At 61.4% G+C, this 24,268-nt stretch carries 27 protein-coding genes; 6 read left to right on the top strand and 21 right to left on the bottom strand.

What is annotated here, in order from left to right; translation table 11 throughout:
- The first annotated feature begins 18 nt into the window (after positions 1–18).
- Positions 19–1,548, top strand: coding sequence for an ATP-dependent RecD-like DNA helicase (locus KUV51_RS12780; protein ID WP_222522034.1), 1,530 nt, complete (start codon positions 19–21; stop codon positions 1,546–1,548).
- Between the two features lie 26 nt (positions 1,549–1,574).
- Here KUV51_RS12780 and KUV51_RS12785 read toward each other — a convergent pair whose 3' ends face one another.
- The 10 genes from KUV51_RS12785 to KUV51_RS12830 all read right to left on the bottom strand — a co-directional run bounded on the left by KUV51_RS12785 (position 1,575) and on the right by KUV51_RS12830 (position 10,323).
- Positions 1,575–2,327, bottom strand: coding sequence for a TIGR02186 family protein (locus tag KUV51_RS12785; protein WP_222522035.1), 753 nt, complete (start codon positions 2,325–2,327; stop codon positions 1,575–1,577).
- Complete coding sequence (locus tag KUV51_RS12790; RefSeq protein ID WP_222522036.1) at positions 2,327–3,244, bottom strand: sulfite exporter TauE/SafE family protein; 918 nt, start codon at positions 3,242–3,244, stop codon at positions 2,327–2,329. Before KUV51_RS12790 ends, KUV51_RS12785 begins: the two co-directional genes overlap by 1 nt.
- 124 nt (positions 3,245–3,368) lie before the next feature.
- Entirely contained in the window at positions 3,369–4,343 is a 975-nt protein-coding gene (locus KUV51_RS12795) for an ABC transporter permease (RefSeq protein WP_222522037.1), read from the bottom strand.
- A 5-nt stretch (positions 4,344–4,348) separates the two neighbouring features.
- Positions 4,349–5,467, bottom strand: a complete 1,119-nt coding sequence (locus tag KUV51_RS12800; protein ID WP_222522038.1) for an ABC transporter permease — start codon at positions 5,465–5,467, stop codon at positions 4,349–4,351.
- A 3-nt stretch (positions 5,468–5,470) separates the two neighbouring features.
- Entirely contained in the window at positions 5,471–7,066 is a 1,596-nt protein-coding gene (locus KUV51_RS12805; RefSeq protein WP_222522039.1) for an ABC transporter ATP-binding protein, read from the bottom strand.
- Between the two features lie 74 nt (positions 7,067–7,140).
- Positions 7,141–8,136, bottom strand: a complete 996-nt coding sequence (locus KUV51_RS12810) for a BMP family protein (protein WP_222522040.1) — start codon at positions 8,134–8,136, stop codon at positions 7,141–7,143.
- Positions 8,137–8,335: 199 nt separating this feature from the next.
- A complete protein-coding gene (locus KUV51_RS12815; protein ID WP_222522041.1) occupies positions 8,336–8,782 on the bottom strand; it encodes a GNAT family N-acetyltransferase in 447 nt (148 codons plus the stop codon).
- Positions 8,779–9,351: a tRNA (adenosine(37)-N6)-threonylcarbamoyltransferase complex dimerization subunit type 1 TsaB gene (gene tsaB, locus KUV51_RS12820; RefSeq protein ID WP_222522042.1), complete on the bottom strand. Its 573-nt coding sequence runs from the start codon at positions 9,349–9,351 to the stop codon at positions 8,779–8,781. The genes KUV51_RS12815 and tsaB overlap by 4 nt, the downstream gene beginning before the upstream one ends.
- Positions 9,348–9,716, bottom strand: coding sequence for a GFA family protein (locus KUV51_RS12825; protein ID WP_261385839.1), 369 nt, complete (start codon positions 9,714–9,716; stop codon positions 9,348–9,350). Before KUV51_RS12825 ends, tsaB begins: the two co-directional genes overlap by 4 nt.
- Positions 9,717–9,759: 43 nt before the next feature.
- Positions 9,760–10,323 carry a NifU family protein gene (locus KUV51_RS12830; RefSeq protein WP_222522044.1) on the bottom strand — a complete coding sequence of 188 codons (564 nt, stop codon included), beginning with the start codon at positions 10,321–10,323 and terminating at the stop codon, positions 9,760–9,762.
- Positions 10,324–10,509: 186 nt separating this feature from the next.
- Between KUV51_RS12830 and KUV51_RS12835 the strand changes: the two genes are divergently transcribed.
- On the top strand, positions 10,510–12,336 hold the full coding sequence (locus KUV51_RS12835; RefSeq protein WP_222522045.1) for a Hint domain-containing protein: 1,827 nt from the start codon (positions 10,510–10,512) through the stop codon (positions 12,334–12,336).
- Here the strand turns inward: KUV51_RS12835 and KUV51_RS12840 are convergent.
- The 4 genes from KUV51_RS12840 to KUV51_RS12855 all read right to left on the bottom strand — a co-directional run bounded on the left by KUV51_RS12840 (position 12,333) and on the right by KUV51_RS12855 (position 14,605).
- Positions 12,333–12,788, bottom strand: a complete 456-nt coding sequence (locus tag KUV51_RS12840) for a universal stress protein (RefSeq protein ID WP_222522046.1) — start codon at positions 12,786–12,788, stop codon at positions 12,333–12,335. The genes KUV51_RS12835 and KUV51_RS12840 overlap by 4 nt on opposite strands.
- A gap of 64 nt (positions 12,789–12,852) precedes the next feature.
- Positions 12,853–13,449, bottom strand: a complete 597-nt coding sequence (locus tag KUV51_RS12845) for a 2-hydroxychromene-2-carboxylate isomerase (protein WP_222522047.1) — start codon at positions 13,447–13,449, stop codon at positions 12,853–12,855.
- Positions 13,442–14,305: a branched-chain amino acid aminotransferase gene (locus tag KUV51_RS12850; protein WP_222522048.1), complete on the bottom strand. Its 864-nt coding sequence runs from the start codon at positions 14,303–14,305 to the stop codon at positions 13,442–13,444. Before KUV51_RS12850 ends, KUV51_RS12845 begins: the two co-directional genes overlap by 8 nt.
- A gap of 60 nt (positions 14,306–14,365) precedes the next feature.
- On the bottom strand, positions 14,366–14,605 hold the full coding sequence (locus tag KUV51_RS12855) for a hypothetical protein (RefSeq protein ID WP_222522049.1): 240 nt from the start codon (positions 14,603–14,605) through the stop codon (positions 14,366–14,368).
- 120 nt (positions 14,606–14,725) lie between these two features.
- On the opposite strand from KUV51_RS12855, the gene KUV51_RS12860 reads away from it, so the two are divergent.
- Entirely contained in the window at positions 14,726–15,451 is a 726-nt protein-coding gene (locus KUV51_RS12860) for a M48 family metallopeptidase (RefSeq protein ID WP_261385840.1), read from the top strand.
- Here the strand turns inward: KUV51_RS12860 and KUV51_RS12865 are convergent.
- Positions 15,448–15,729, bottom strand: a complete 282-nt coding sequence (locus tag KUV51_RS12865; RefSeq protein ID WP_222522050.1) for a CBU_0592 family membrane protein — start codon at positions 15,727–15,729, stop codon at positions 15,448–15,450. The genes KUV51_RS12860 and KUV51_RS12865 overlap by 4 nt on opposite strands.
- A 56-nt stretch (positions 15,730–15,785) precedes the next feature.
- Here KUV51_RS12865 and KUV51_RS12870 point away from each other — a divergent pair, with 56 nt between their 5' ends.
- Both KUV51_RS12870 and KUV51_RS12875 read left to right on the top strand, forming a co-directional pair.
- On the top strand, positions 15,786–16,172 hold the full coding sequence (locus KUV51_RS12870; RefSeq protein ID WP_222522051.1) for a YigZ family protein: 387 nt from the start codon (positions 15,786–15,788) through the stop codon (positions 16,170–16,172).
- A 74-nt stretch (positions 16,173–16,246) separates the two neighbouring features.
- Positions 16,247–16,507, top strand: a complete 261-nt coding sequence (locus tag KUV51_RS12875; RefSeq protein WP_222522052.1) for a DUF6455 family protein — start codon at positions 16,247–16,249, stop codon at positions 16,505–16,507.
- On the opposite strand, the gene trhA is transcribed toward KUV51_RS12875, so the two are convergent.
- The 4 genes from trhA to rimO form a co-directional block, all read right to left on the bottom strand.
- A complete protein-coding gene (trhA, locus tag KUV51_RS12880; protein WP_222522053.1) occupies positions 16,499–17,131 on the bottom strand; it encodes a PAQR family membrane homeostasis protein TrhA in 633 nt (210 codons plus the stop codon). The two genes, KUV51_RS12875 and trhA, sit on opposite strands and share 9 nt — an antisense overlap.
- 46 nt (positions 17,132–17,177) lie before the next feature.
- The gene (locus tag KUV51_RS12885) at positions 17,178–17,561 is read right to left on the bottom strand and encodes a thiol-disulfide oxidoreductase DCC family protein (RefSeq protein WP_222522054.1); all 384 of its coding nucleotides are present in this window, start codon (positions 17,559–17,561) and stop codon (positions 17,178–17,180) included.
- A gap of 52 nt (positions 17,562–17,613) precedes the next feature.
- Entirely contained in the window at positions 17,614–17,961 is a 348-nt protein-coding gene (locus KUV51_RS12890) for a hypothetical protein (RefSeq protein ID WP_261385841.1), read from the bottom strand.
- A 121-nt stretch (positions 17,962–18,082) separates the two neighbouring features.
- Complete coding sequence (rimO, locus tag KUV51_RS12895) at positions 18,083–19,474, bottom strand: 30S ribosomal protein S12 methylthiotransferase RimO (protein WP_222522055.1); 1,392 nt, start codon at positions 19,472–19,474, stop codon at positions 18,083–18,085.
- A 104-nt stretch (positions 19,475–19,578) separates the two neighbouring features.
- On the opposite strand from rimO, the gene KUV51_RS12900 reads away from it, so the two are divergent.
- Positions 19,579–21,555 (top strand): AsmA family protein, encoded by a 1,977-nt coding sequence (locus tag KUV51_RS12900; protein WP_222522056.1) that lies wholly within the window; start codon positions 19,579–19,581, stop codon positions 21,553–21,555.
- A 107-nt stretch (positions 21,556–21,662) separates the two neighbouring features.
- On the opposite strand, the gene KUV51_RS12905 is transcribed toward KUV51_RS12900, so the two are convergent.
- Positions 21,663–22,577, bottom strand: a complete 915-nt coding sequence (locus KUV51_RS12905) for a GntR family transcriptional regulator (RefSeq protein WP_222522057.1) — start codon at positions 22,575–22,577, stop codon at positions 21,663–21,665.
- A gap of 142 nt (positions 22,578–22,719) precedes the next feature.
- The gene (locus tag KUV51_RS12910; RefSeq protein WP_222522058.1) at positions 22,720–24,249 is read right to left on the bottom strand and encodes a tripartite tricarboxylate transporter permease; all 1,530 of its coding nucleotides are present in this window, start codon (positions 24,247–24,249) and stop codon (positions 22,720–22,722) included.
- Between the last annotated feature and the right edge of the window lie 19 nt (positions 24,250–24,268).

Consider the following 24,268-nt stretch of genomic DNA (forward strand, 5'->3'; position numbering starts at 1 on the left):
CGGATATAGGGTCGCGGCATGTCCACCGCCCTTGCCCTTTCCGACGATCAGGCGTCCGCCTTCGACACCGTGACCGAGATGTTGCGCGGCGCTGGCATTGACCTGGACGACTCTCTGCTCACGCCGCCGAAATCCTCGGCCACCTCCGTTATGGCGATCACGGGCAAAGCAGGCTCGGGCAAAACACTGCTTCTCTCCGAGCTCTACAAAGCGCTTGAAGCGGCAGGGGTCGAGGTTGTGTCGGGGGACTACGAGTCCCGCAGACGCAAGGACCGCCGGACACTTGCCATCCTCGCCCCCACGAACAAGGCGGCCAGCGTTTTGCGCTTCCGCGGCGTGCCCGCCACCACGATCCACCGCATCCTTTACACCCCTGTTTACGACCCCGAATACGAACGCATCGCCGAATGGCTTGCAGGCAACGGCGACCGGCCCAAGGTCGAGGGGCTGACGGACGAGGCGCTCGACCGCGCGCATGCCTTTTACCAGACCAACAAGTCGATTCCCGGAGCCCTCGCTGCGGCTGGTCTGCGCGGCAGCGACTTCATCACCGGCTGGAAACGGCGCGAGGAGCCGCTGGATATCGGTTTCATCGACGAAGCCTCCATGCTCGACGACAAGCAGTTCGAAGACCTCAAGGACATCTTTCCGACCTTGCTTCTGTTTGGCGATCCTGCGCAGCTTGCACCGGTCAATCAGTCCGGCGCGATGGTCTTCGACAAGCTGCCGGAAAAACGGGTGATGAATCTGGGCCGCATCCACCGGCAGGCGGCGGACAACCCGATCCTCGACCTCGCCCACGCGCTTGCCGACCCGCAAGTCGATTTCTACCGCTTCGAGAAGATGGTTGAGGAGGCGGCCAGCAAAGACGACCGCGTTGTCTGGGGGCAGCGGGTCGAAGTGGACCTGATGGCCCGTAGCCCTGTTCTTGTTTGGCGCAACGCCACGCGCATCAGGCTGATCAATGCGTTCCGCGCCGTCTACGACGCCCCCGAAGATCGCCTGATCGAAGGCGAGCCGCTGATCTGCGACGGCCTGGAATTACCGTTGAAACACCGCAAGAAGCGGCTCGATCTTGAAGCGCGCGGACTGATCAAGGGCGCGCAGGTCGTCTATCTGGGCGAGGGGCGCAAGCCGGGTTTCTCCCGTTTGCATGTCATCGGCGCCGAGGACCCGCAGGTGTCAGCGGCGTCCATCGTGAAGATAGAAAAACCCGACGAAGAAGAGCCCTTTATCCCCTACGCGGCCCGTATGGGGGCAACATTTCTCCATGGTGCGGCGGTAACGATCCACAAGGCGCAGGGGTCGCAGTGGGAAACGGTCCAGGTCTTCGCCCCCGACCTCTACGCCGCGGCGCGGATGAACCGGACCGAGGCGGGGCAACCCTTGTGGAAGCGTCTGGCCTATGTCGCGATCACACGCGCGCAGGATCGGTTGATCTGGGTTGTGCGCAACAGACTGTCAAAGCCGACAGGACCTTTGCGGGTCGATGACCTGCGCAGCGTACCTGCGGCCAAGCTGACGCTCGCATCCGAAGATCCGGCGTAGGGTGCGCGTTCACTGCGCACCGGTCTCTAGTTGCGCAGCAATGAAAAGGCGGCGGAGGCGGTCCAGCCCGCCGCAATGGCGATGGCGAGCGACATGATCCCATACCAGAACGGGTTCTCTCGGCTCAGAGTGAACAACCACCGCTCCAAACCCACTTTGCGCACGTCGATGGCAGTCTCGTAGCTGGCCACAACCTGTCCGTCGCGTGTCAGGAAGATCCGGGTTTCATAAGCCCCTTCGGTCAGTGCCGCAGGCAGCCGGATGCGCGTGCGAAACAGCGTATCCTCGTCAACAACGACGGTATCCTCGAGCAATTGGTAGGCGCCAGCATCCGTATTGATGCGGATCAGGGCCGTGACATAGGCGCTTGCATCCAGCACCGTGTTCGGCGTCTCAACCCCCCGCAACATGCTAGGGACAGAGACCTTGTGCTCCAGGTTGTCCCGAACACCCAGTACGTCGTCCAGAGGAGAGCTTGTGGCCACGGCGTAGAAGCTGGGGGCGCCATCGATCTCAACCGCATCCGTATTGACCCAGATCCCAAACCGGCGCTCCTTGCGGCGGACGGTGATGGGCTCTGGTGGGCCGGCAATGGTCACAATGACACCCAGTTCGCCCTCGGGGATCGGGGTTTCTCGTTTCACCGCGCCAAAGATCAGGATTTCCGAACCGTCAAAGCTGGTGGTGATTGCCACTTCGTCCTGGCTTAGCCCCAGTACAACCTCTTCGGCCCGCACGGGCAGGGCGAAGAGCAGAGCGATGAGCAGCCAGCGCAGCATCAGTGCCCCTCCACCGCGCCGACGGAATACAGTTCGGATGGCATCAGCAGCAGATCAAGGGCGAGCTTGCCGCAGACGGCCAGCACCATCAGCGCCAGCAGAATACGCAATTGCTCCGCCTTCATCCGCACACCGATCCGCGTGCCGATTTGCGCGCCGATCACGCCTCCGACCAAAAGCAGAACCGCCAGCACCACATCCACAGTGTAGTTCGTGGTGGCGTGCAACATGGTGGTGAAGGCGGTGACAAAGATGATCTGGAACAGGGATGTGCCCACAACCACCTTGGTCGGCATGCCCAGCAGGTAGATCATCGCAGGCACCATGATGAACCCGCCACCAACGCCCATGATGGCGGCCAGCACACCCACACTCAGCCCAACCAGCAGCGGTGGGATGACCGAGATGTAAAGCCCTGAGACCCGGAACCGCATCTTGAAGGGTAGCTTGTGGATCAACCCATGCTTCTTGCGCGTGGGGATCGCCGTGCCCTTGGCCGTCTTGCGGATCGCATTCAGGCTTTCCACGAACATCAGCGCGCCGATCACGCCAAGGAAAACCACGTAACACAAGCGCACGAGCAGATCGACCTGACCGAGCGACTTGAGATAGTTGAACAAGAGCACGCCCAGTGCTGCCCCTATGAGGCCACCTATCAGCAGCACCGTTCCCATCCTCAGATCGACCGTCTTGCGCCTGAGATGCGCCAATACGCCCGAGAAAGAGGAGGCCACGATCTGGTTGGCTTCGGTCGCAACGGCCACGGCGGGCGGGATGCCGATGAAGAACAACAGCGGGGTCATCAGGAACCCGCCACCGACGCCAAACATACCCGAAAGAATGCCCACCATACCGCCCAAGCCCAAAAGCAGGAACGCGTTGACCGATACCTCGGCGATGGGCAGGTAGATTTGCATGAGCACTGTTAGGACGGGGGCGGATGGGAAATCAAGATGTCATGCCGCCCCGCAGCGAACTGGGGCTAAGTTTGTGGGCAAACTGGATATATTGTGTGGCGCACAATATGCGTGCACCACACAGTTACCGCTCTTTTACATAAGGCTCGCCGCCGGCGCGCGGCGGGATCGCCTTGCCCACGAACCCAGCCAGAATCACCACGGTCAGGATGTAGGGAAGCGCATCCAGCAATTGGACCTGCACGCGGAATCCCAGGGCGCCTTCGATGATGTCGGGCCGCAGCGCTATCGCTTGCAGGTAGCCGAACAGCAGCGTCGCCCAAAGCGCGTGCCAGGGGCGCCACTTGGCGAAGATCAACGCCGCCAGCGCGATGAACCCGCGACCGGCCGTCATGTCCTTGACGAAACCCGCTTGCAGGCCGGTCGCAAGGTATGCCCCTGCGATACCGCACAGCATACCGCAAATACCCACCGCCACGAACCGCAGTCCAACGACAGATACACCCGCCGTGTCCACGGCGGCGGGGTTCTCACCTACCGCGCGCAGGCGCAGGCCAAAGCGGGTGCGGAACAGCAGCCACCAAGTGCCGGGCACGGCCAGCAGCGCCACGTAAACAAGGATCGAATGACCCGAGATCAGCTCGGCATAGATCGGTCCGATGAATGGCACACTGCGCGCCGCCTCGGCAAAGGGCAGGATGATCGGCTCGAACCGCCCGCCGCCAATCAGCGACGGGGTGCGCCCGCCTTGCTGGAACCAGTCCTGCGCAATCAGAACGGTCAGACCCGCCGCAAGAAAGTTGATGGCAACGCCAGAGATCAGTTGGTTGCCGCGAAAGGTGATTGAGGCAAGGCCGTGGATACCGGACAGTGCCATCGAAGCCGCAATGCCCGCCAGCAGACCCAACCAGACCGATCCAGACATCGCAGCGACCGCCGCCGAGAAGAAGGCGGCAAACAGCATCTTGCCTTCTAGGCCAATGTCAAAGATGCCAGCTCGTTCGGAGAAGAGCCCCGCCAGACAGGCCAACAAAAGTGGCGTAGCCAGACGCACGGTCGAGTCGAGGACAGAAAGGTCGAACAGGGCGAGAAAATCCATCGTGCTTACTCCGCCGGTTCAACCGATTTGGACGTACGCGCGGTGCGCGCCGCAAGGAACATCCGTTCAAGCGGCATCCGCACCATGTTGTCGAGCGCGCCGGTAAACAGGATCACCAGCGCCTGGATCACCACGATCAACTCCCGTGGGATCGATGTCCAAAGCGCCAGTTCCGCCCCGCCTTGATACAGGAAGCCAAACAGGATCGCTGCCAGGAACACCCCGAACGGGTGGCTGCGACCCATCAGCGCCACGGCGATGCCGATGAAGCCGGCACCTTCAACCGCGTTCAGGACCAGTCGCTCCGCCTCGCCCATCACGTTGTTGATGGCCATCATCCCCGCCAGCGCACCCGAGATCAGCATCGCGACCATGGTGATCCGCACGGCACCGATACCCGCATATTTCGCAGCCCGGCCAGACTTGCCATAAGACCGGATTTCAAGGCCCAGTGGCGTGCGCCAGATCAACAGCCAAACAAGGACACAGGCGACAATGGCGATCAGCAGTGACACATTGGCCGGTGCCGCTTTCGAGAAGTTGATCCCGATGGGGGCCAGCACCTCATGCAGGTTGGGCAAATGCACCGCTTCGGGAAAGCGAGCCGTGGCCGGGTCCATCGCACCTTGTGGGCGCAGCTGGTTCACCAGCATGTAATTCAGGACAGCCGCCGCGATGAAGTTGAACATGATAGTGGTGATCACGATATGGCTGCCGCGCTTGGCTTGCAGGTAGGCCGGAATGGCGGCCCAAAGTGCCCCGAACACAGCCGCCCCAAGGGCCGCAGCCAGCAAGGCAACGGTCCAATGCGGCCAAGGGATGAACAGCAATACCAGCGCCACGCCAAGCCCGCCCAACATGGCCTGCCCCTCGCCGCCGATGTTGAACAGTCCGGCGTGAAAGGCCACGGATACGGCCAGCCCCGTGAACATGAAATTCGTGGCGTAATACAGGGTATAGCCCCAGCCATAGCTGGACCCGAGCGCGCCTGTGACCATCAGGTTCACGGCGGCCACAGGGTCTTCGCCAATGGCAAGGATCACAAGTGCCGATAGGATCGCGGCCAGGATCAGGGAAATCAGCGGAACAAGGATCACCTCGGCCCATTTTGGCATCACATCCATGTCTCAGGCCCCCTTCGACGCATCGCCATGTGCATGGGCGAGGTTCGCTTCAATCTCGGCGAAGTCATGCGGCTTGTCGGTGTCGGTGATACCCGCCATGAGCAGCCCCAGTTCTTTTTCATCGGTCGCGTCGGTCTGGCGTTCGCCCATGATCTGACCGTCGAACATGACCGCGACACGGTCGGCAAGGCCGAGGATTTCCTCAAGCTCAACCGATACCAGCAGGATCGCCTTGCCCTGATCGCGCAGGGCGACGATCTGTTGGTGGATGAACTCGATGGCGCCAATGTCCACGCCCCGTGTGGGTTGGCCAATCAGAAGCAGATCAGGGTTTCGCTCAATCTCGCGCGCCAGCACTATCTTTTGCTGGTTCCCGCCGGAAAAGTTCTTGGCCGCCAGATGCGGATGCGGTGGGCGGACATCGAAGCGCTCCATCTTCTCCGCCGTGTCTGCCTTGATGGCCGCGTTGTTGGACAGAAGGCCAGAGGTGTAGGCCTCATCACGGTGATAGCCAAATGCAGTGTTTTCCCACGCGGCAAAGTCCATGATCAGCCCTTCGCGCTGCCGGTCCTCCGGCACATGCGCAATGCCCCGGTCCCGGCGCGAGCGTCCGTCGGAATGCTTGCCGGTCAGGTCAATGGGGGTGCCATTCAGCGTTACTGTGCCCGTGGCATCGGCATAGCCGCCCAGCACCTCCAGCAATTCGGATTGTCCGTTGCCCGCAACTCCAGCGATGCCAACAATCTCGCCCGCACGGACCTGTAGGTTGATGCCTTTGACGCGCTCAACGCCTTGTTCATCCACAACTTTCAGGTTCTGCACATCCAGGACCACATCGCCCGGCGTCGCCGGTTTTTTGTCCACGCGCAAAAGCACCTTGCGGCCCACCATCAGCTCCGCCAGTTCTTCGGGGCTGGTCTCGGCCGTCTTGACGGTGGCGGTCATTTCGCCCCGCCGCATCACGCTGACGGTGTCGGTGATGTCCATGATCTCGCGCAGCTTGTGTGTGATCAGGATGATCGTCTTTCCCTCTTCCTTGAGACGGCCAAGGATGCGGAACAGCTGGTCGGCCTCTGCGGGCGTCAGCACGCCTGTCGGCTCGTCCAGGATCAGGATATTGGCCTGACGGTACAGCGCCTTGAGGATCTCGACCCGCTGCTGCATGCCGACGCCGATCTCTTCAATGACGGCGTCCGGATTGACCTTCAGGTCATACTCTTTCTCGAGGTCCAGCAGGGTCTTGCGGGCTTTCGACAAGGACGGCTTCAAAAGCCCACCATCCTCGGCGCCCAGAATGATGTTTTCCAGCACAGTGAAGTTCTCGACCAGCTTGAAGTGCTGGAACACCATGCCAATGCCAGCGGCGATGGCCGCTTGGCTGTCGGGTATCTCGGTCTTGTTGCCCGAGATGAAAATCTCACCGGCATCGGCCTTGTAGAACCCGTAAAGGATCGACATCAGCGTCGACTTTCCTGCGCCGTTCTCTCCGATGATCCCGTGGATGGTGCCGGACATCACCCTGATCGAGATATCCTTGTTGGCCTGCACGGGGCCAAAGGCCTTGGAAATGCCTTTGAGTTCAATGGCGGGGGCGGTCATGGGCAGGGGGCCTTCGGTTGGAAAAGGGGCCGCGCCACGGCGATGTGGCACGGCCCCAAAGTCAAAAGCGCAGCTTAGAAGCTCAGCGCCGGGCAGCTGTCGTCGGACATGTAGTCATGCACGGTCAACTCGCCGCTCGCGATCTGGGTCGCCGCTTCGTCCACGGCATTTTTCATGGAATCGCTGACCAGTTCGGCGTTGTGCTCGTCCATCGCATAGCCGACACCGCCATTGGCGAGGCCCATGACGTTGAACCCAGTTTCCATGTCGGGGCCGTCCTGGAATGCCTGGTACACTGCATTGTCCACGCGCTTCATCATGGATGTCAGAACCTTGCCCGAGTGCAGGTAGTTCTGGTTGCTGTCCACGCCGATCGACAGGATGTCTTCGTCGGCTGCGGTCTGCAGCACGCCCACACCGGTGCCGCCGGCAGCGGCATAAACCACGTCAGCACCCTGGCTGATCTGCGCCTTGGTCAGTTCCGAGCCCTTCACCGGGTCGTTCCACGCCGCAGGTGTCGTGCCGGTCATGTTCGCGATGACGGTGGCATCGGGGTTCACCGCTTTCACGCCTTGCGCGTAACCACAGGCGAACTTGCGGATCAGCGGGATGTCCATGCCGCCGATGAAGCCGACGGTCCCGCTTTCGGAGGCTTTGGCCGCCATCATGCCGACCAGATACGACCCTTCATGCTCATTGAACACGACAGAACGCACGTTCGGTGCATCCACGACCATGTCGATGATGGTAAACTTGGTGTCTGGATAGTCAGCCGCGACCTGACCCAATGCGTCAGCGAATGCAAAGCCTGCCATGACGATGGGGTTGGCGCCGGATTCGGCAAAGCGGCGCAGGGCCTGCTCGCGCTGCGCCTCGGACTGCAGCTCGATCTCGCGGAAGCTGTTGCCCGTCTCGTCGGCCCAACGCTTGGCGCCGTTAAAGGCTGCTTCGTTAAAGGATTTGTCGAACTTGCCGCCCAGATCGAAGATCAGCGCGGGTTCAGCCAGCGCAGCACCCGCGGACAGGGCCAGGGCCGCAGTCGCGCCAAGGAATTTCTGCATCATGGTCATTATCAGGTCTCCCAGTTTTTCGTGGTTGGGGCGGTGGCAGCGGAGCACCGAACGCCCGGGATCAAAAGATCATGGGGAATTAGGCCGCAGGGCAGAGGGAGCGTCAACCGCTTTTTGACCGATTGGGCAAGTGTGAACGGACCTGACCTTGCGCAATGCTGCATGGGTGGGCAGGGGGGCTGTCTGCCCCCACTTCGCCCTAGGGGCGAAGCTCCCCCGAGGATTTTTTGGAACCAGAGAAGGGCAGGCGCGCGCGCATGATCAGTGCATCGACTGTGCCATCCGGACGCCGGTAGTAATCATTCCGTTTCGCTGCAGTTTCAAAGCCATAGCGTCGGTATAGGTGGATCGCTGCCACGTTGTCCGCTGCCACATCCAGAACCGCGTCCGTGCAGGTCTGTGCAGCCTGACACATCCACGCTTGCATCAGCCGTGCACCCATCCCGCGCCCTTGCGCGGCGGGGTCGACGGCAAGTGTAAGCAGTTCCGCGTCACCGGCGATTCCGCGCCAGAGGGCAAAGCCATGCGGCGCCGTTTCCAGATGGGTGAGGGGATTCGCGAGCAGATCGCTGAACTCCTCAGCCGCCCAAGGCCGCTCCTGCGTGAAGGCGGCCGCGTGAATGGTGGCAAGTGCCTCGGGGCTCATGGCAGGATGGCGGGTGGCGCATCGCGCGCCGGGGCCGCGTCCGGCGCCCGTATGTAGAACGGAGCAGGGGCGGTCGGCCTGTCGGGCCAGTGCCGCACGGCGCACCGTGCGATCGCCACGGCGAGTTCGGCGGGCGCAGGATGGGGGGCGGGATCGGTTACATCGGCTGCTGGCACCAGTTCGGGTCCGGTGTGGTGCATAACATAGACCATCTCGCGCGGCGCAGGGATGGCCACGGTCATACCGGAAGGCGCCAGCATGTCCCTTGCATCAAACCCTGTTACGCCATAGGCCGGGCATTCCAGACCCAACGCCAGCCCGCGCGCTGCCGACACGCCTATGCGGATCCCTGTGAAATTGCCCGGCCCTGTTCCGACCGCCAGGGCATCCAGGTCGGCCCATGTCACGCCCTGATCTTTCAGCACCTCTTCCAAAAGGCTCATCAACCGCTCTGCCTGTCCGCGCGCCATTTCTTCGCCAACGGACGCCAGAATGTCGTCGCCGCGCACAAGGGCAGCGGCGCAATGGGCCGCAGAGGTGTCAAAGCCAAGGATGAGAGGGGACGTCATTTCGAGGCCGTGTTCAGTGCTTTGCGCGCCGACGCATTAGCGCGTGGCAGATCGTCGTCGATATGCAGCCACGGAAGGGCACTGCCCGCATGGCTGTGCATTTCGGGGAGAAGGGTGTCCGCTTGGTCGACTATGCCAATGGGGACGTAAATCTGGTCCGGTAGATAGTCGAAGGCCGCAGCCAACGGGGCATGACATGTGGGGCAGGTCCAACGTTCGACCCCTGGCGCACCACTGAAGGCATTGGGCAATTGCGAAATCACGTCTGCCCGATCAAACGCGGCAAAGGCCGCCACGGGCGCGCCGGTCCACCGGCGGCAGTCCTCACAATGGCAATAAGCCACCGTCAGCGGTGGCTTATCCAATGTCAGCCGCGATGTGCCGCAATAGCATCTGGCCGTTAGTGCCTCAGACGGCAACCGGGCGTACCTCGGTCACTTCGGGGATGTAGTGACGCAGCAGGTTCTCGATCCCCATCTTCAACGTCAGAGTCGAAGACGGGCAGCCTGCACAGGCCCCCTGCATGTGCAGGTAGACCACGCCGCGGTCAAAGCCGTGGAACGTAATGTCTCCGCCATCCTGCGCCACAGCGGGACGGACCCGGCTGTCGAGCAGTTCCTTGATCTGGCCGACGACGGCGGCATCTTCGCCATCATGCTCGGCATGGCCCGAGGCCGGGGCGTGCCCATCGCTCATCACCGGCTGGCCGGACTGGAAATGCTCCATGATGGCACCCAGCAATGCGGGCTTGATATGGTCCCAATCGACCGCATCGGCCTTGGTAACCGTGACAAAGTCAGTGCCAAAGAATACGCCAGTGACCCCCTCAACCGCGAAGATGCGTTGCGCCAGCGGTGATTTCTCGGCCGCGTCTGCCGTCGGGAAGTCGGCGGTTCCCATCTCAAGCACGGTCTGTCCGGGCAGGAATTTCAGCGTGGCGGGGTTGGGCGTGGATTCGGTCTGAATGAACATGATGCGCTCCTGCAGCTTGTCTTTGCATATGCGGGTCGCGCGGCGCGGTGTCAAGGATTGGAACGATTCTAAACTGATGGGCGCGGCACTTCTGTAGAGTTCTAAATTCTAAAATTCGCCTTTTAACCGCGCTTTGTGGACTTGCGCGGAAAAGGAGGTGTCGCGCAGTCAAGACGAGTAAGAAACGTGTCCTCTTCCTATTACACCGTGGGTGCTTACGCCCAAGACGCCTTTTTTGTCACGCCGGACGGCAAGCTGATGCTCGACCCGGACTTCGATGCGAGCGAGGACGCGTACAGCTACGAAATCGAGGAATATGACGGCGGCGTTCTGTTCAATGGCGACAACGCCAATGACGAAGTGGGCGACGGCGATCAATACGCCAAGAAATACGACGCCAACGGCAACCAGCTGACCGAGGGCGAGGTCTATCTCGAAGAGAGCTGGACCCTGACCGATGGTGAGGGCAACACCATCACGCTCTACAAGGTCGAGAGCAACGGGATGCATTCCGGCTGGGTCGCCGACGGGCCGATCACGCCTGGAACGGCCTATGCGTATTCCGGTCCGAACGATGTCACCGCAGGCAACGCACCGCGCTATGACAGCTTGGTCGGTCCGACGGACGATCCCGATGAAAGCAACGAATACACCGGGGGCGCATATAACGACGACTACCGGACCGGGGCGGACCATGACACTGTGGATGCGGGCGATGGCAACGATACGGTGCAGGCCGGGGCGGGGGATGACAGCGTCAAGGGCGGCTATGGCAACGACTCTCTGTCGGGCGGCGACGGCAATGACACGCTCAACGGCGAAGATGGCGATGACACGATCGACGGCGGTGCGGGCAACGACAGCATTCAAGGCGGCTATGGCGACGATTCCATCTCGGGCGAGTCGGGCGACGACTTCATCGACGGGGACAAGGGGTCTGACCATATCGATGGCGGCGACGGCCACGACAGCCTGCGGGGCGAACAGGGCGACGACACGATCTACGGCGGCGCTGGAAATGACAGCATCGACGGGGGCAAGGACAATGACAGCCTCGACGGCGGTTCTGGCGATGACACGATTCTGGGCGGGGATGGCGACGACACCATAGACGGGGGCACCGGCAGCAACACGGTCACCGGCGGCGGGGGTGACGACACCTTTGTCCAGTCGCAGGACGGGCACACATTTGTCACCGATTTCGACATCGGCGATGCGGACGGGGATGGGGCCTACAACGATCAGCTCGATGTCTCGGACCTGCGCACGCCAGAGGGGCGGCCCGTCAATGCCTTTGACGTGGTGGTCACGGATGACGGCAACGGCAATGCGCGCCTGACCTTTCCCGAGGGCGAAACCATCGTGCTCGAGGGGGTGAGCCCCGCGCAGATGTCGTCCATCCAGCAACTGAACGCGGCGGGCATTCCCTGTTTCACGACCGGCACCGCCATCGCCACTGCGGGCGGACCCCGCCCGGTCGAGGCGTTGAGCCCTGGTGACCTGGTCCAGACACGCGACAACGGTCTGCGCCCTATCCGCTGGATCGGCACGCGTGCTGTCGACCGGCACGACCTCGCGGTCAATCCGATGCTGCGGCCTGTCCACATCGCCGCCGGCACCTTCGGCAACGCCATGCCGCTGCGGCTCTCGGCCCAGCATGCGCTGGCGCTGAACACCGGCAGGGCGCAAACACAGCTTGTGCGCGCGGGCCACCTGGCCCGGCTCAACGGCGGCGCCGTGCGGGTCGCACACGGGGTTCGGGCGGTGACCTATCACCACCTGCTGCTCGACAGCCATGACCTGATCCTCGCCGAAGGGGTGGCGTGCGAAAGCTTCTATCCGGGCCCCTGGGGTCTCGCCTCGATCGGCGCGCGGGCCACCCGCGACCTTGTCCGGCTGATGCCCGACCTGCGCAACAGATCGGTGGAGCAGTGCTATGGCCCCACAGCACACCCGGTTGCCCGCTTCGGGCGGTTGCCCCCGGACCTGCGGGACCTCGCGGTGGCGTCCTAGGTGATCGCTTCGAGCTTTTCCTTGCTCAAATCGCCCGGCACGATGGTGATGGGAATGGGCAGGGCACCTGCGTTGCGGCTGAGCTGTGTGACCAGCGGGCCGGGGCCCTTCTTGTCTGTGCCCGCACCCAGAACCAGCACGCCAATCTCTGCGTCTTCAAGGACCTGCGCCATGATCTCATCCACGGGCTGGCCCTCGCGGATGACCAGTTCGGGGTCGATCCCCTGCTTGTCGCGCATCCACTTTGCAAAAACCTCGAAATGGGCGTGGATGCGCTCGCGGGCCTCCTCGCGCATGACGTTGCCAACACCGATCCAGTGATTGAATTCATCGGGCGGGATCACGGACAGGATGGCAACGCCACCGCCCGTGTGGCTGGCGCGCATCGCGGCAAAGCGCATCGCGTTCAGGCACTCTCGGCTGTCATCCAGCACCACCAGGAATTTGCGCATCGGATCCTCCGGCTCAGTTCGCGCACAATGGCCCAAGCCCCGTCCCTACGCAATCCCGACCATGTCAAGCCGTCCGCGCATGGCGCAACGCCTGTTCCAGCCGGTCGTTGCCCCAGAAAACCGCGCCGTCCACGATGAAACTGGGCGCGCCAAACAGGCCGCGTTCCATCGCCTCTTCTGTTGCGGCGCGCAGTCTCGCCTTGCCCTCAGTCGCGGTGGCGGCGGCCAGAACTGCCGCACGGTCCTGCCCGATCTCGCCGAGGATATCTGCGATCACACCATCGTCCGCTATGTTTCGGTCATCGGCGAAGTTGGCGTGATACACGGCACGAACAAAGGTCCCGACCCACGGAGCGTCGCAATGCGCGGCTGCAATCCGCGCCGCCAGCAAACTGCCCCTAGGAAAAGACGACGGTTTGACAAAGGGCAAGCCCAGATCGGCGCAACAGCGCGCCATGTCGACCCACATATACGCCCCCTTCACCGGAAACATGTTGAAGGGCGAGTCGGTCATGCCCTGCGCGCCAAAGACGGGACCCAGCAGGAATGACCGCCAGACCAGTGGAACACCGGCCTCGGCACAGGCGTCTTCAACACGGGCAGCGGCCAAATAGCTGTATGTGCTGGCAAATTCGAACCAGAATTCGACGGGCTTAACCATTGCTGGCCGCCCAATCCCAATACATCTCGCGCACCCGCCGGGTGATCGGGCCCACCTGATACGATGTGTCCTCAAAGGCTGACACCGGCGTGACCTTCATCATGTTGCCCGACATGAATACCTCGTCCGCGTCTTCGAAGTCGGCAAAGGACAGCACCTTTTCCACCACTTCGATCCCGTCGGCGCGCATGTTTTCCATATGCCGTGCGCGGGTGATCCCGGCCAGAAACGTGCCGTTGGGGATGGGCGTGAATGCAACACCGTCCTTGACCATGAACACGTTCGCGGTCGCAGTTTCCGCCACATTGCCCATCGCGTCAGCCACGAGCGCATTGCCGAAGCCGCGGGCGCGCACCTCGGCCAGCATTCGGGCGTTGTTGGGATACAGGCACCCGGCCTTTGCGTTGACCACGTTGTCTTCCAGCACCGGACGACGAAACCGCGTGCGCGCCAGCGTGGTCGAGGCACTTTCCGGGGCCATCGGGATCTCTTCAAGGCTGATGGCAAAGCCGGTCGCACCCTCCTTTGGCACGATCCCCAATTCACCGCCATCCAGCGCCCAGTACATCGGCCGGATATACACCGCCTGATCGGGGCCATAGGCTGCCAGCCCCTCACGAACCATCGCCACCATCTCCCCGGTGCTGACCGTCGGGGTGATCATCAACGCCTCGGCGGACCGGTTCACGCGGGCGCAATGCGCCTCAAGATCGGGCGCCAATCCGTTCACATAACGGGCACCATCGAACACGGTCGTGCCCAGCCAACTGCCGTGATCCGCGGCCCGCATGACGGCCACATCGGCATCGTGCCATGCACCCTCATAATAGGTGCGCACGTTTGTTCCGGTTGCCATTGCTGTCCTCCCCTGACGTTCGGGCAGGCTAGCAGAGACAGGTCAAGGGTCCAGACCCTTTTACTTTGGCTCTTTGCGCAACTGGTAAACACCTTCGGGCAGGTCCAGGGCCGCGGCCAGATCACGGGCCTGTTCCGGCGACAATGTGATCTTGACCACGCTGTCGCTGCGGGGGTCGTACTGCTCGACCGTGATCACCTCGGCAAAGGCGTTTATGACCACGTCTTCCTGCAAGGGGGCCGCGCCATCGTCCACAAGCGCGATCACCGAGGCGTCGAATTCATGCTCGATTGTAAACATGCTGGAAACTTATTCCATACGCCAACCGTTGCATAGAGCACACGGCTGCGTGAACAGGGCTGGAAGCTGCCCTTGCGCATGATACAGTCTGGTGCGTCGTGACATGGAAAGGACGATGATTTGATTTCTCGCCTCTTGGCCGCGCTGACGGCTCTGGCCTTTGTAGCTGCCTGTGATGATGTTGCTGTCACGTCTGCGCCAACGGATACGTCTGCGCCCACCGCAACGGTCGTGCCCGCCGACGTTCCTGATGAATTGCGGACCCGCCAGCAATCGGCCCGCGCCTTTGCGCAGGTTGTTCAAAGGGTTGAGCCGGTGGCCGAGCGTGAGTGCCGCGCGCGAAACCGCAACGTGAACTGCGATTTCAAGATCCTCGTGGATGACCGGGCTGGCGCGCCGTCGAATGCGTTCCAAACCCTTGATGACGAGGGGCGACCGATTATCGTGTTTACCCAAGCCTTGATTGACGACGCGCGCAATGCGGACGAACTGGCCTTTGTGATGGGTCACGAGGCCGCTCACCATGTGCGCGGCCATATTGCCCGCCAGCGCGAGAATGCGGCTGCCGGGGCTGTGATTTTCGGCGGTCTGGCCTCTGCCATCGGTGGTGATCCGCAGGCGGCGCAGCGGATCGGCGCTCAGGTCGGTGCGCGCACCTATTCCAAGGATTTTGAGCTCGAGGCGGATGCGCTGGGCACCATTCTGACCGCGCGGGCGGGGTATGATCCTGTACGTGGATCCCAGTTCTTCAACCGTATCCCTGATCCAGGCGACCGCTTCCTTGGCACCCACCCGCCCAATGCGCAACGGCTTGAAATCGTGCGGCGGACGGCAGCGGGGCTTTAGGCCACGTTCCGGTCCGCGCGGCCCCGCAGCCGCACGACAATCCCGACGATGGACATGGCGACCCAGAAGATCTGGATGAGGGCCGAGGCCAGGTTGAAGCTCGACATCAGCCCCATCAGCACGCAGCTTGCTGCCAGCAGATTGATGCTGAAGTAAGTCAGGCAATCCCCGCTCAGGCACCGGGTGGTCAGCAGACCGTAATTGGTCACATATAGGCCGAAGCCCAGCATACCGATGAGCTCGTACAAGTGCAGCGTGTCCAGAAATGAATAGGTCATGGGAAATACCCCAGAGTGAATGCATTTGCTTTAAATCAATGGACGAGATCTAGCACATGCGGCCCCGTCTGTCGGGTCTGGGAAACCCGACCTTGAACCGGTTGGGCCACATTCTGTCGGACCGCGGCTCGAAATACGCCGTCTCGGGTTGTGCGGTCACATTGCGTGCCCAGATCGACGCTGCCCTCAAAACGCTCAAGCGGGACCGCGCCTATGCCAAGGCCACTCACAACACCTGGGGCGCGGTGCTGTCGCAGGGCGGCGCGATCAAGGGCGACGATGGTGAGGCCGGCGCGGGCATGGTCATCCTGCGGATGCTCGAACGCGAAGGGTTATCCGACCACCTGGTCATCGTGACCCGTTGGTATGGCGGCAAACACCTGGGCGGGGACCGTTTTCGCCACGTCCAGACCTGCGTGCGCGCCTATCTCGACCAGATTTGACCTGGATCAATGTTGGGCAGCGGCCCGGTCCGGCACAGTCACGTCATCCTTACTCACTCGAAAGGACGACCCAAATGACCGATGCCCGCCTCAAGACCCACGCCGATCTTGTCGACCGCATGGCCACCGCCCGCGGGGTCGACCTCGAAGAAGCCGCCTTGCGCGCCCATCTCACGCCCTCCGACATTTCGGATATTGTCCTGAACTGCGTGGGCTGCACCAAGCCCGATGCCTGTGAAAAGTGGCTCCGGACGCAGCAGGGGACCGTTTCGGAAACCCCCGGCTACTGCCGCAACGCCGATGTGTTTGCCGACCTGGCCAAACGCTCAAACTGACACGCCCAACGCCACCGCAGCAAAGAAACAGGCCGACGCGGCCAGCACGAAACTGTGCCAGATGGCATTCTGGAACCGCAGCGCCTTGGCCGCATAAAAAACTGTGCCGAGGGAATAGAGGCCCCCGCCCGCAACGATCAGCGCGGTGGACGCACCAGGCAATGCCTGCCACATCGGCCAGATCAGCAACACGCTCGCCCAGCCCATCGCCAGGTACAGCGCCAGCGATCCCCGCGCATCCGTTGCCCAAAAGCTCAACTTCGCCACAGCGCCGATCAGCGCAACAACCCAGACGGCTGCCAACACCACATAAGCAAAGGCGGAGCCGATCAGCACCACCAGTGGCGTGTAAGTGCCCGCAATCTTGAGGTAAATCGCCGCGTGATCAATCCGGTGAAAGACGGGGCGTGACGCCTCCCACGGCAGCAGGTGATAGAGCGCCGAAGCCAGCAATGCAAACACGGCAAGTGCCGCATAAACACTGGTCGCAGCGATCTGCGCGGCGCCTTGCGTCTGCGCCACATGCACGATCAGCATGGCGGCACCGGTGACCCCGGCGCCCAGGCCCAGCATATGCACCGACGCATCGGCAAGGGTTTCACGAACAGAATACGGATAAGGCATGGACACACCCTGACGGCCGGTACGCCGTCAGTCTACGCACAAATCCTCACGAAGAGGTTGACGTAACTGCCCTTTGGCGGCGCAGGTGCCAGCGATAGATGGACGGTGCAAGCACGTGATCATAGGTCTTGGACGCCAGCCAATGCAGCCCCGGCAGCGCCACGATGCGCGCCAGCCAGCGATAGCGCGGCATATCCTGCCATAACACGATGAAGGCGGGGATGCCGGAATACATCTGCCCGTCCTTCAGGACATACAGCCGCCGCGCGGCCTCGTCCCGGCTCAACCCCCAATCGGCCATCTCGGCCCGGTTCAAGTCCTCAAAACGAATGGGCAGCGCGCGATCGCCGCTATACTTGGCATAGTGGCTGATCTCGAAATTGCAGATCGGGCAGTCGGCATTGTACAGAACGCGGGTGTCTTCAGTCATACCCTAAAGATAAGGGGACAAAGCCCGGTGCCCACGGACAAACCGCCGCATCTCAGCGCGGTTTGTTTCCATCAATCCAGCGGGACATCATCACCTTGTCCTTGAAACACTCTGCTGGAATCTGGCGACGCTTCAGGCGCGCAATACGTTCTGCAAACTGCACCTGTTTGGCACTGGGATAGGCGGCAAATCGGCCCCCGGGGCCTTTTGTCTTCGCCTGATCAATCCACGCCGACAGTCCGGCCTTATCAGCAAACAGCGCCGTGGGCACGTCACGCCCGGTTTTCATCGCCAACGTGCGTGCGTAGGCAATCTGCTTCTCGGTCGCAGGTTGCGTATCGAGGGGCAGGGCGGTCTGCACCGGTTCGAACAAACCGGGAAGCGTGGGATGGATCGACATGGCTGTTCTCCTATCGCGGAGAACAAATATAGAACATTTGAGTCAAATTGCAACCATGGCGCACAATCAGGTGCGCCCTAAGCGTGCCAAGTCATTGTAAAGTATGAGTAGGTGCAGACAGTCAGGCGGCTCCTGCTCCGCCTTGCACCAGCTTGCCCCACAAGTCGTAATCGCTCGCCTCGTCCACCTCGACTGTGACGATGTCACCGGGGGTCAACGCTTCAAACCCTTCATCAATGAACAGATTGCCATCGATTTCCGGCGCATCCGCTTTGGTTCGGCAGGTTGCTGCCTCGTCATCGACCTCGTCTACGATCACGTCTATCCGCTGACCCACCTTGGCGGCCAGCTTCGCCTCGGAAATAGCGGCCGCTTTCTCCATGAACCGCTCCCATCGCTCCTGTTTGATCTCGGGCGCCACGTGATCGGGCAGCGCATTTGACCGCGCGCCATCCACATTCTCGTATTGGAAGCACCCAACCCGATCCAGCTGCGCCTCGTCCATCCAGTCGAGCAGGGTCTGGAACTCGTCCTCCGTCTCGCCGGGGTATCCAACGATAAAGGTCGATCGCAGCGTGATCTCCGGGCAGATCGACCGCCATTCCGCGATCCGGTCCAGCGTCCGTTCTGCCGCGGCGGGCCGCGCCATGCGGCGCAGCGTGTCGGTGTGGGCATGTTGGAAGGGAATGTCGAGATAGGGCAAGACCAGTCCCTCCGCCATCAACGGAATAAGCTCCCGCACATGTGGATAAGGGTAGACATAGTGCAGCCTTGTCCAAGCCCCCAATGACCCAAGATCGCGCGCGAGGTCAGTGATGTGCGCCCGGTGCCCGCGGTCTTCGGCATGTTTGATGTCCACGCCATAGGCCGAGGTGTCCTGAGAAATCACCAAAAGCTCTTTGACGCCTGCCTCAACCAGCTTTTCGGCCTCGCGCACGACCGCGTGGGCCGGACGCGACACAAGCCGCCCGCGCATATCCGGGATGATGCAGAACTTGCACTTGTGATTGCAGCCCTCTGAAATCTTGAGGTAACTGAAATGCCGGGGCGTCAGGCTGACGCCGCTGGCAGGCAGCAGGTCGACAAACGGGTCCGGGTCCGGGGGCACCGCGGCATGTACCGCATCCAGCACCTGCTCGTATTGATGCGGCCCGGTCACCGCCAGCACCTTGGGATGCGCACCGGTGATGTATTCCGGTTCCGCCCCCAGGCAGCCCGTGACAATCACCCGGCCATTTTCGTCCAACGCCTCGCCAATCGCCTCAAGGCTTTCGGCCTTGGCGCTGTCCAGAAACCCACATGTGTTCACGATCACCGCGTCGGCGCCAGCGTAATCCGGAGATACCCCGTAACCTTCGGCGCGCAACCGGGTCAGGATGCGTTCGCTGTCGACCAGCGCTTTGGGGCAGCCGAGGGATACCATGCCGATAGTCGGCTGGCCCGGACGGCGGGTGCCGTCCAGCGAGGCTTTGGGGGCGAGATCGGGGCGCAGGTCGGGCGGGTTCTGGCTCATGCTTCGCCTCATATGTGAAGTAGGAGGGCGGGAAAAGGGTTGGGATGGGATGACACGCTGCGTTAGGCTGACACCAACACGTCATCAGAACGGGAGCAGTCAAAATGAAATGGATCATCCGCCTGATCGGGTTCGTCCTCGTCCTTGTGATCGTTGCGGTGGGCTCGCTGTTCCTGTTGCCCGCCGACCGCATCGGCGCTATCGCCGCGGATCAGATTCGCAAGGCGACGGGCCGCGATGTGACAATCACCGGTGTGTCCATGACCCTTTGGCCGGTGTTGGGTGTGCGGGCCGACGCGCTTGAGGTGGGCAACGCGGAGTGGTCGGAACAAGGGCCAATGTTGACGGCCGAGAATGCCGCCATCGGCGTGGATTTGATGGCCTATATCCGCGACCGCGAAATCCGGATCACCAATGTCGAGGCAACGCGACCCACGATCCGCTTGGAAAGCCGCGCAGATGGCCGGGCAAGCTGGGTTTTCACCGATGCAAGCGGCGAAGCGCAGATCGAGGCCGAAACGCCTGCACCAGCGGCCGCCAGTACATCACAGGCGCTGTCTATCCAGAAGGTTGAGGTTACGGATGCAACGCTGATCTACGACGCCGAAGGATCGGATCTCGTCTCTTACTCCGGGGTAGATCTGAGCCTCGACTGGCCCGAGCGCTTGGGTCCTGCAACGATAGAGGCAACGCTCCGCCCCGCAGGGACAGAGGTGGAGATCGATGCCTCAATAGGTGGGTTTGCCGGTTTCATTACAGGTCAGGTACAGCCGATCAACGTCACGGTCGACGCGGGCGGCGGGCGTGTCACGTTAGATGGCCGCGCGAGCACCACGGGAGATGTCGCCGGTGCTCTCATGTTGAACTTGCCGAACACCGACGCATTCATGTCGGCCCTTGGTCTGCCCGCTCCTGGCCTGCCACCTAAGCTGGGGCAGGCTGTCGATATGTCGACGCAGTTGACGCTCACCGCTGACCGCCGTCTGTCATTGCGCGAGTTGCGCGCGGATCTTGGTGGGAACGCATTGAGCGGAGCGGCGGATATCAGTCTGAACGGAACACCCGTCGTGAACGCGCAGTTCAACGCCGGTGCGCTTGATTTGCGCAGCGCCACCGGAGCTGCACCTTCGGGCGGCGCTGCGACAGGTGCGGGGGGCGCAACACCGGCTCCGGCCGGTAACGGTTGGCCGAAAGAGACGATTGATGCAAGCGGCCTCGCTGCGTTCAACGGAGAGATTGCCCTCACCGCGTCTTCCATCGACCTTGGCCAGTTCAAGCTGGGCCAGACCCGGACGCTTTTGCGCAATGACAACAGCAGGATGGTATTTGAACTGCGCGAAGTAGCCGCCTATGGCGGGACGCTTGTTGGCCAATTTGTCGTCAACAATCGCTCGGGTCTGAGTGTTGGGGGCAACATGAATATGCAGGGGCTGTCTCTTCAGCCCTTCCTGCGCGATGCAGCAGACCTGCAGATGCTGACAGGCAAGGCCAACATGGACCTCAAATTCCTTGGTGTCGGTCAGAGTGTCGACGCCATCATGAAGTCACTGTCGGGCAATGGTTCTTTTGCAGTGGCGCAAGGCACCATAGAAGGGATTGACCTGGATGGTCTGCTCAAGTTCGGGCGAGGCAATGGTCGCACGACTGTCTTCGATGCGATGAGCGCAAGTTACCGCATGGAAGGTGGCAACCTTTTCAATGATGACCTTCTGGTGGTGCTGCGCAGTTTCGAAGCCCGCGGGAACGGCCGCATCGGGCTGGGAGCGCAGGACATCGACTATCTGTTCACACCGACCGCGATCAAGGGGGATGATGGCCCCGACCTGGCGATCCCGGTCCGCATTCGTGGACCCTGGTCTGACCCGAAAATCCTGCCAGACCTGGATGCTGCGATTGACCTGCGATTGGATGAGAAGCTGGAAGCAGAGAAGGAGGCGCTAAAGGCGAAGGCCGAGCAGCGGGTGCGAGAAAAGGTAACCAAGGAATTGGGCGTGACAGACGAAGGTCAGAACCTGGAAGATGCAGCCAAGCAGAAGCTGGAGGACGAGGTGAAGAAAGGTTTGCGGAGCTTGTTCGACTGAGGCCCAGGCTTTCAAACCAAAGCTATGCGCACTTGAGCGAATTGTTGGACGTCTTGGGTTCGGATTGCTGAAACGAAGGCGTCAAGCGGACCTGCAGGTGCAATCAGCTAAACTCTGGACTTTTTGGCATCAGCGGCCCAGTTTGATGCCAAGGGCGATTTGCGTTTGAGCGCGCCGCTCAGATGTTTTCGCATCTTGTGCGACGCATCTAGGTTTTCCCCCGCTTCGACCAGGTCAAGAATCTCAAGGTGCTCCGTGCACTGTTCCACAAGTCGGTCATGGTTCACCTCGGCTCTATATTCCATGAGGCGCCGCATCCGGTTCACCCTTTGCAGGGCCATGAGAAAGAATGGATTCCCGGACAGCTTGATCAGCTCTTCGTGAAAGATCGCCCCGTTTGCGAGCAAGGATTCGGCCGGTACGGTGTTGAAGTCCATGTCCAGCATCCCTTCTTGGATGCGCCGTTGTTCGGTCAGGATTCCGCGGTCCAGTTCGAAGGATGGTTCCAGCATGGCGGCTGGCTCAATCGCCATACGGAAGCGGTAAATTTCGTCGAATGCTTCTGGCGTGTTTGCGACCGGCAGGAAACGCCAGCCGTATCCTTCTTTCCGTTCGACCCATCCCTCACGGGCAGCGCGCACGAGTACCTCGCTGAGCCTCGCCTTGGTCCAGCCGTAGTGCTGACGCAAGAAATGCTCGGTGACTTCTTCCGGCAGATGGTTGATCAGCCAGTCTTCGGCCAGGCGGTGATAATCATCTTCGGCCGAGTCCGGCTGGGCATCGAGCGCTTCACTCATCGCTTCAGCATCCGTTTCCGCAACGAAAAAGCCGCGGTTCTCCTGTCGGATCAGGAAGCCACCTTCCTCCAGAAGCCCCATTGCTTCGCGGATCGGAGTACGGGACACGCCATAGCGATCCGCCAATTGCTGCGCGCCAAGGTGCTGCCCCGCTGAAATGCTGCCGGCCGCTATGTCCTGCAGCAGGCGTTTCGAGATCCGTTGGGCCAGATCACTTGTGCGCATGTTGAGGTGCCTTCTCTACCTATCACTCGATGGGCGGCCTTGCGCCCGCCAAGATCAAGATTGCACCCGGAGTGCAAAACTTTAAGCCTTTTTCGGCATATTCAAGCATTTAGATGCAATACGCGTCCTTGGCACGGATCTATCAGCTTTCGGTCGTCTTCCTGATGCGTCGGGTCCGAGCAAGCAGACCGACGGAAAATGGCACAAGTATCACCGCGCACAGGATGATTGACAGGACCAGCGAGACCGGGCGCTCCCAGAACAGGCTCATCGTGCCTCGAGAGATGATGTAGGTCTGCAGGAACGTCTCTTCGGCCATGGAGCCCAGTACGAGAGCAAGCACTGTTGCGGCAGGGGAGTAGCCATACTTCTTCATGGCAAAACCGACCAGGCCACTGCCAACCAGTATCCACGTTTCAATGATGCTCGCATTGATCGCAAAGGCGCCGATGACGCACAGCAAGACGATGACTGGCACCACGTTGACATATGGAATGTCGAGGAATTTGACGAACAGCGGGATCGCAAAAATGCTCATCGCGATAAGGATCATATTGCCCAGGTACATGCTGGCGATCAGACCCCAAACAAAGCCGGGATCGTTCACGATCAGCAAAGGCCCCGGCTGCAGTCCCCACATCAAAAACGCACCAAGCAGAACGGCCGTCGCGCCGGAGCCGGGGATGCCAAGGGACAAGAGCGGCACCATTGCACCTGCAGAAGCTGCGTTGTTGGCCGCTTCCGGTGCGACGAGCCCGCGCATTTCACCTTTGCCGAACTTTTCCGGATCCTTGGCGATTTTCTTTTCAACCGAGTAGCCGATGATCGATCCCAGTGTGGCGCCGGAGCCGGGTAGCACCCCCGCGATGAAGCCGATGGTGGAACCGCGCCAGAACGTCCAACGGCTTTCCGAATAGTCCTTTCTGGACGGCCAGAAGGCTTTGTCACGGAAACTGATACGCAATCGTTTCGGAGCCTCGCGGTGTTGGCCGTTGAAAATGCAGTGCAGCAACTCGCCGATCCCAAAAAGGCCGATGGCCACCGCAACGAAGTAGACGCCACCGATCAGTTCGGGCGACCCGAACGTGTAGCGTTGCTGACCACTCATCACATCGACGCCGACAGTTCCGACGGCAAAACCGATAAGCGCCGAGATGAAGCCCTTGAACTTGTTGTCGCCCATCATTGTCGTCAGCATCAGCAGACCGACAGCGATGATCAGGAAGTATTCGGACGGTCCAAAGGACGCGGCGAAGTTTGCGAGTGACGGTGCAAGGGCAGTGATAAGGATGACGCCAACAGTGCCGCCGAAGAAGGACGCAATGGCCTGCATCACAAGCGCCGGTCCGGCGCGTCCCTTTTGTGCAAGCGGGTATCCGTCAATGGTTGAGGCGACCGTTGCCGACTCGCCCGGAGTATTGATCAGGATGGAGGTGATCGTCCCACCATACATCGACCCGTAGTAGATACCCGCAAGCATGATTATTGCGATCGTGGGCTGAAGGCCGAATGTCATCGGGATCAACACGGCGATCCCCGCCGCTGGTCCGAAGCCCGGGAAAAGCCCCACGATCATCCCGAGGAAGGCGCCAATAACCAGGAACATGAAGCCCTCGGGCGAGGCAGCAATGCTCAGGCCGAGAGAGAGATTTGAAACGATATCAGCAAGCATGGACGCACGTCCTTTCGCG

It is taken from the genome of Tateyamaria omphalii (assembly GCF_019802125.1).
Lineage (GTDB): Bacteria > Pseudomonadota > Alphaproteobacteria > Rhodobacterales > Rhodobacteraceae > Tateyamaria > Tateyamaria omphalii_B.

Bases quoted from the DNA above. Each gene is read 5' to 3' on its own strand.
- KUV51_RS12910 (WP_222522058.1), bottom strand. From the start codon at position 24,249: ATGCTTGCTGATATCGTTTCAAATCTCTCTCTCGGCCTGAGCATTGCT.
- KUV51_RS12795 (WP_222522037.1), bottom strand. From the start codon at position 4,343: ATGGATTTTCTCGCCCTGTTCGACCTTTCTGTCCTCGACTCGACCGTG.
- KUV51_RS12870 (WP_222522051.1), top strand. From the start codon at position 15,786: ATGCGGCCCCGTCTGTCGGGTCTGGGAAACCCGACCTTGAACCGGTTG.
- KUV51_RS12850 (WP_222522048.1), bottom strand. From the start codon at position 14,305: ATGGCAACCGGAACAAACGTGCGCACCTATTATGAGGGTGCATGGCAC.
- KUV51_RS12900 (WP_222522056.1), top strand. From the start codon at position 19,579: ATGAAATGGATCATCCGCCTGATCGGGTTCGTCCTCGTCCTTGTGATC.
- KUV51_RS12780 (WP_222522034.1), top strand. From the start codon at position 19: ATGTCCACCGCCCTTGCCCTTTCCGACGATCAGGCGTCCGCCTTCGAC.
- KUV51_RS12815 (WP_222522041.1), bottom strand. From the start codon at position 8,782: ATGAGCCCCGAGGCACTTGCCACCATTCACGCGGCCGCCTTCACGCAG.
- KUV51_RS12865 (WP_222522050.1), bottom strand. From the start codon at position 15,729: ATGACCTATTCATTTCTGGACACGCTGCACTTGTACGAGCTCATCGGT.
- tsaB (WP_222522042.1), bottom strand. From the start codon at position 9,351: ATGACGTCCCCTCTCATCCTTGGCTTTGACACCTCTGCGGCCCATTGC.
- trhA (WP_222522053.1), bottom strand. From the start codon at position 17,131: ATGCCTTATCCGTATTCTGTTCGTGAAACCCTTGCCGATGCGTCGGTG.
- KUV51_RS12885 (WP_222522054.1), bottom strand. From the start codon at position 17,561: ATGACTGAAGACACCCGCGTTCTGTACAATGCCGACTGCCCGATCTGC.
- KUV51_RS12785 (WP_222522035.1), bottom strand. From the start codon at position 2,327: ATGCTGCGCTGGCTGCTCATCGCTCTGCTCTTCGCCCTGCCCGTGCGG.
- KUV51_RS12810 (WP_222522040.1), bottom strand. From the start codon at position 8,136: ATGACCATGATGCAGAAATTCCTTGGCGCGACTGCGGCCCTGGCCCTG.
- KUV51_RS12790 (WP_222522036.1), bottom strand. From the start codon at position 3,244: ATGCAAATCTACCTGCCCATCGCCGAGGTATCGGTCAACGCGTTCCTG.
- rimO (WP_222522055.1), bottom strand. From the start codon at position 19,474: ATGAGCCAGAACCCGCCCGACCTGCGCCCCGATCTCGCCCCCAAAGCC.
- KUV51_RS12830 (WP_222522044.1), bottom strand. From the start codon at position 10,323: ATGTTCATTCAGACCGAATCCACGCCCAACCCCGCCACGCTGAAATTC.
- KUV51_RS12805 (WP_222522039.1), bottom strand. From the start codon at position 7,066: ATGACCGCCCCCGCCATTGAACTCAAAGGCATTTCCAAGGCCTTTGGC.
- KUV51_RS12905 (WP_222522057.1), bottom strand. From the start codon at position 22,577: ATGCGCACAAGTGATCTGGCCCAACGGATCTCGAAACGCCTGCTGCAG.
- KUV51_RS12855 (WP_222522049.1), bottom strand. From the start codon at position 14,605: ATGTTTACAATCGAGCATGAATTCGACGCCTCGGTGATCGCGCTTGTG.
- KUV51_RS12800 (WP_222522038.1), bottom strand. From the start codon at position 5,467: ATGGATGTGATGCCAAAATGGGCCGAGGTGATCCTTGTTCCGCTGATT.
- KUV51_RS12845 (WP_222522047.1), bottom strand. From the start codon at position 13,449: ATGGTTAAGCCCGTCGAATTCTGGTTCGAATTTGCCAGCACATACAGC.
- KUV51_RS12840 (WP_222522046.1), bottom strand. From the start codon at position 12,788: ATGCGCAAATTCCTGGTGGTGCTGGATGACAGCCGAGAGTGCCTGAAC.
- KUV51_RS12890 (WP_261385841.1), bottom strand. From the start codon at position 17,961: ATGTCGATCCATCCCACGCTTCCCGGTTTGTTCGAACCGGTGCAGACC.
- KUV51_RS12875 (WP_222522052.1), top strand. From the start codon at position 16,247: ATGACCGATGCCCGCCTCAAGACCCACGCCGATCTTGTCGACCGCATG.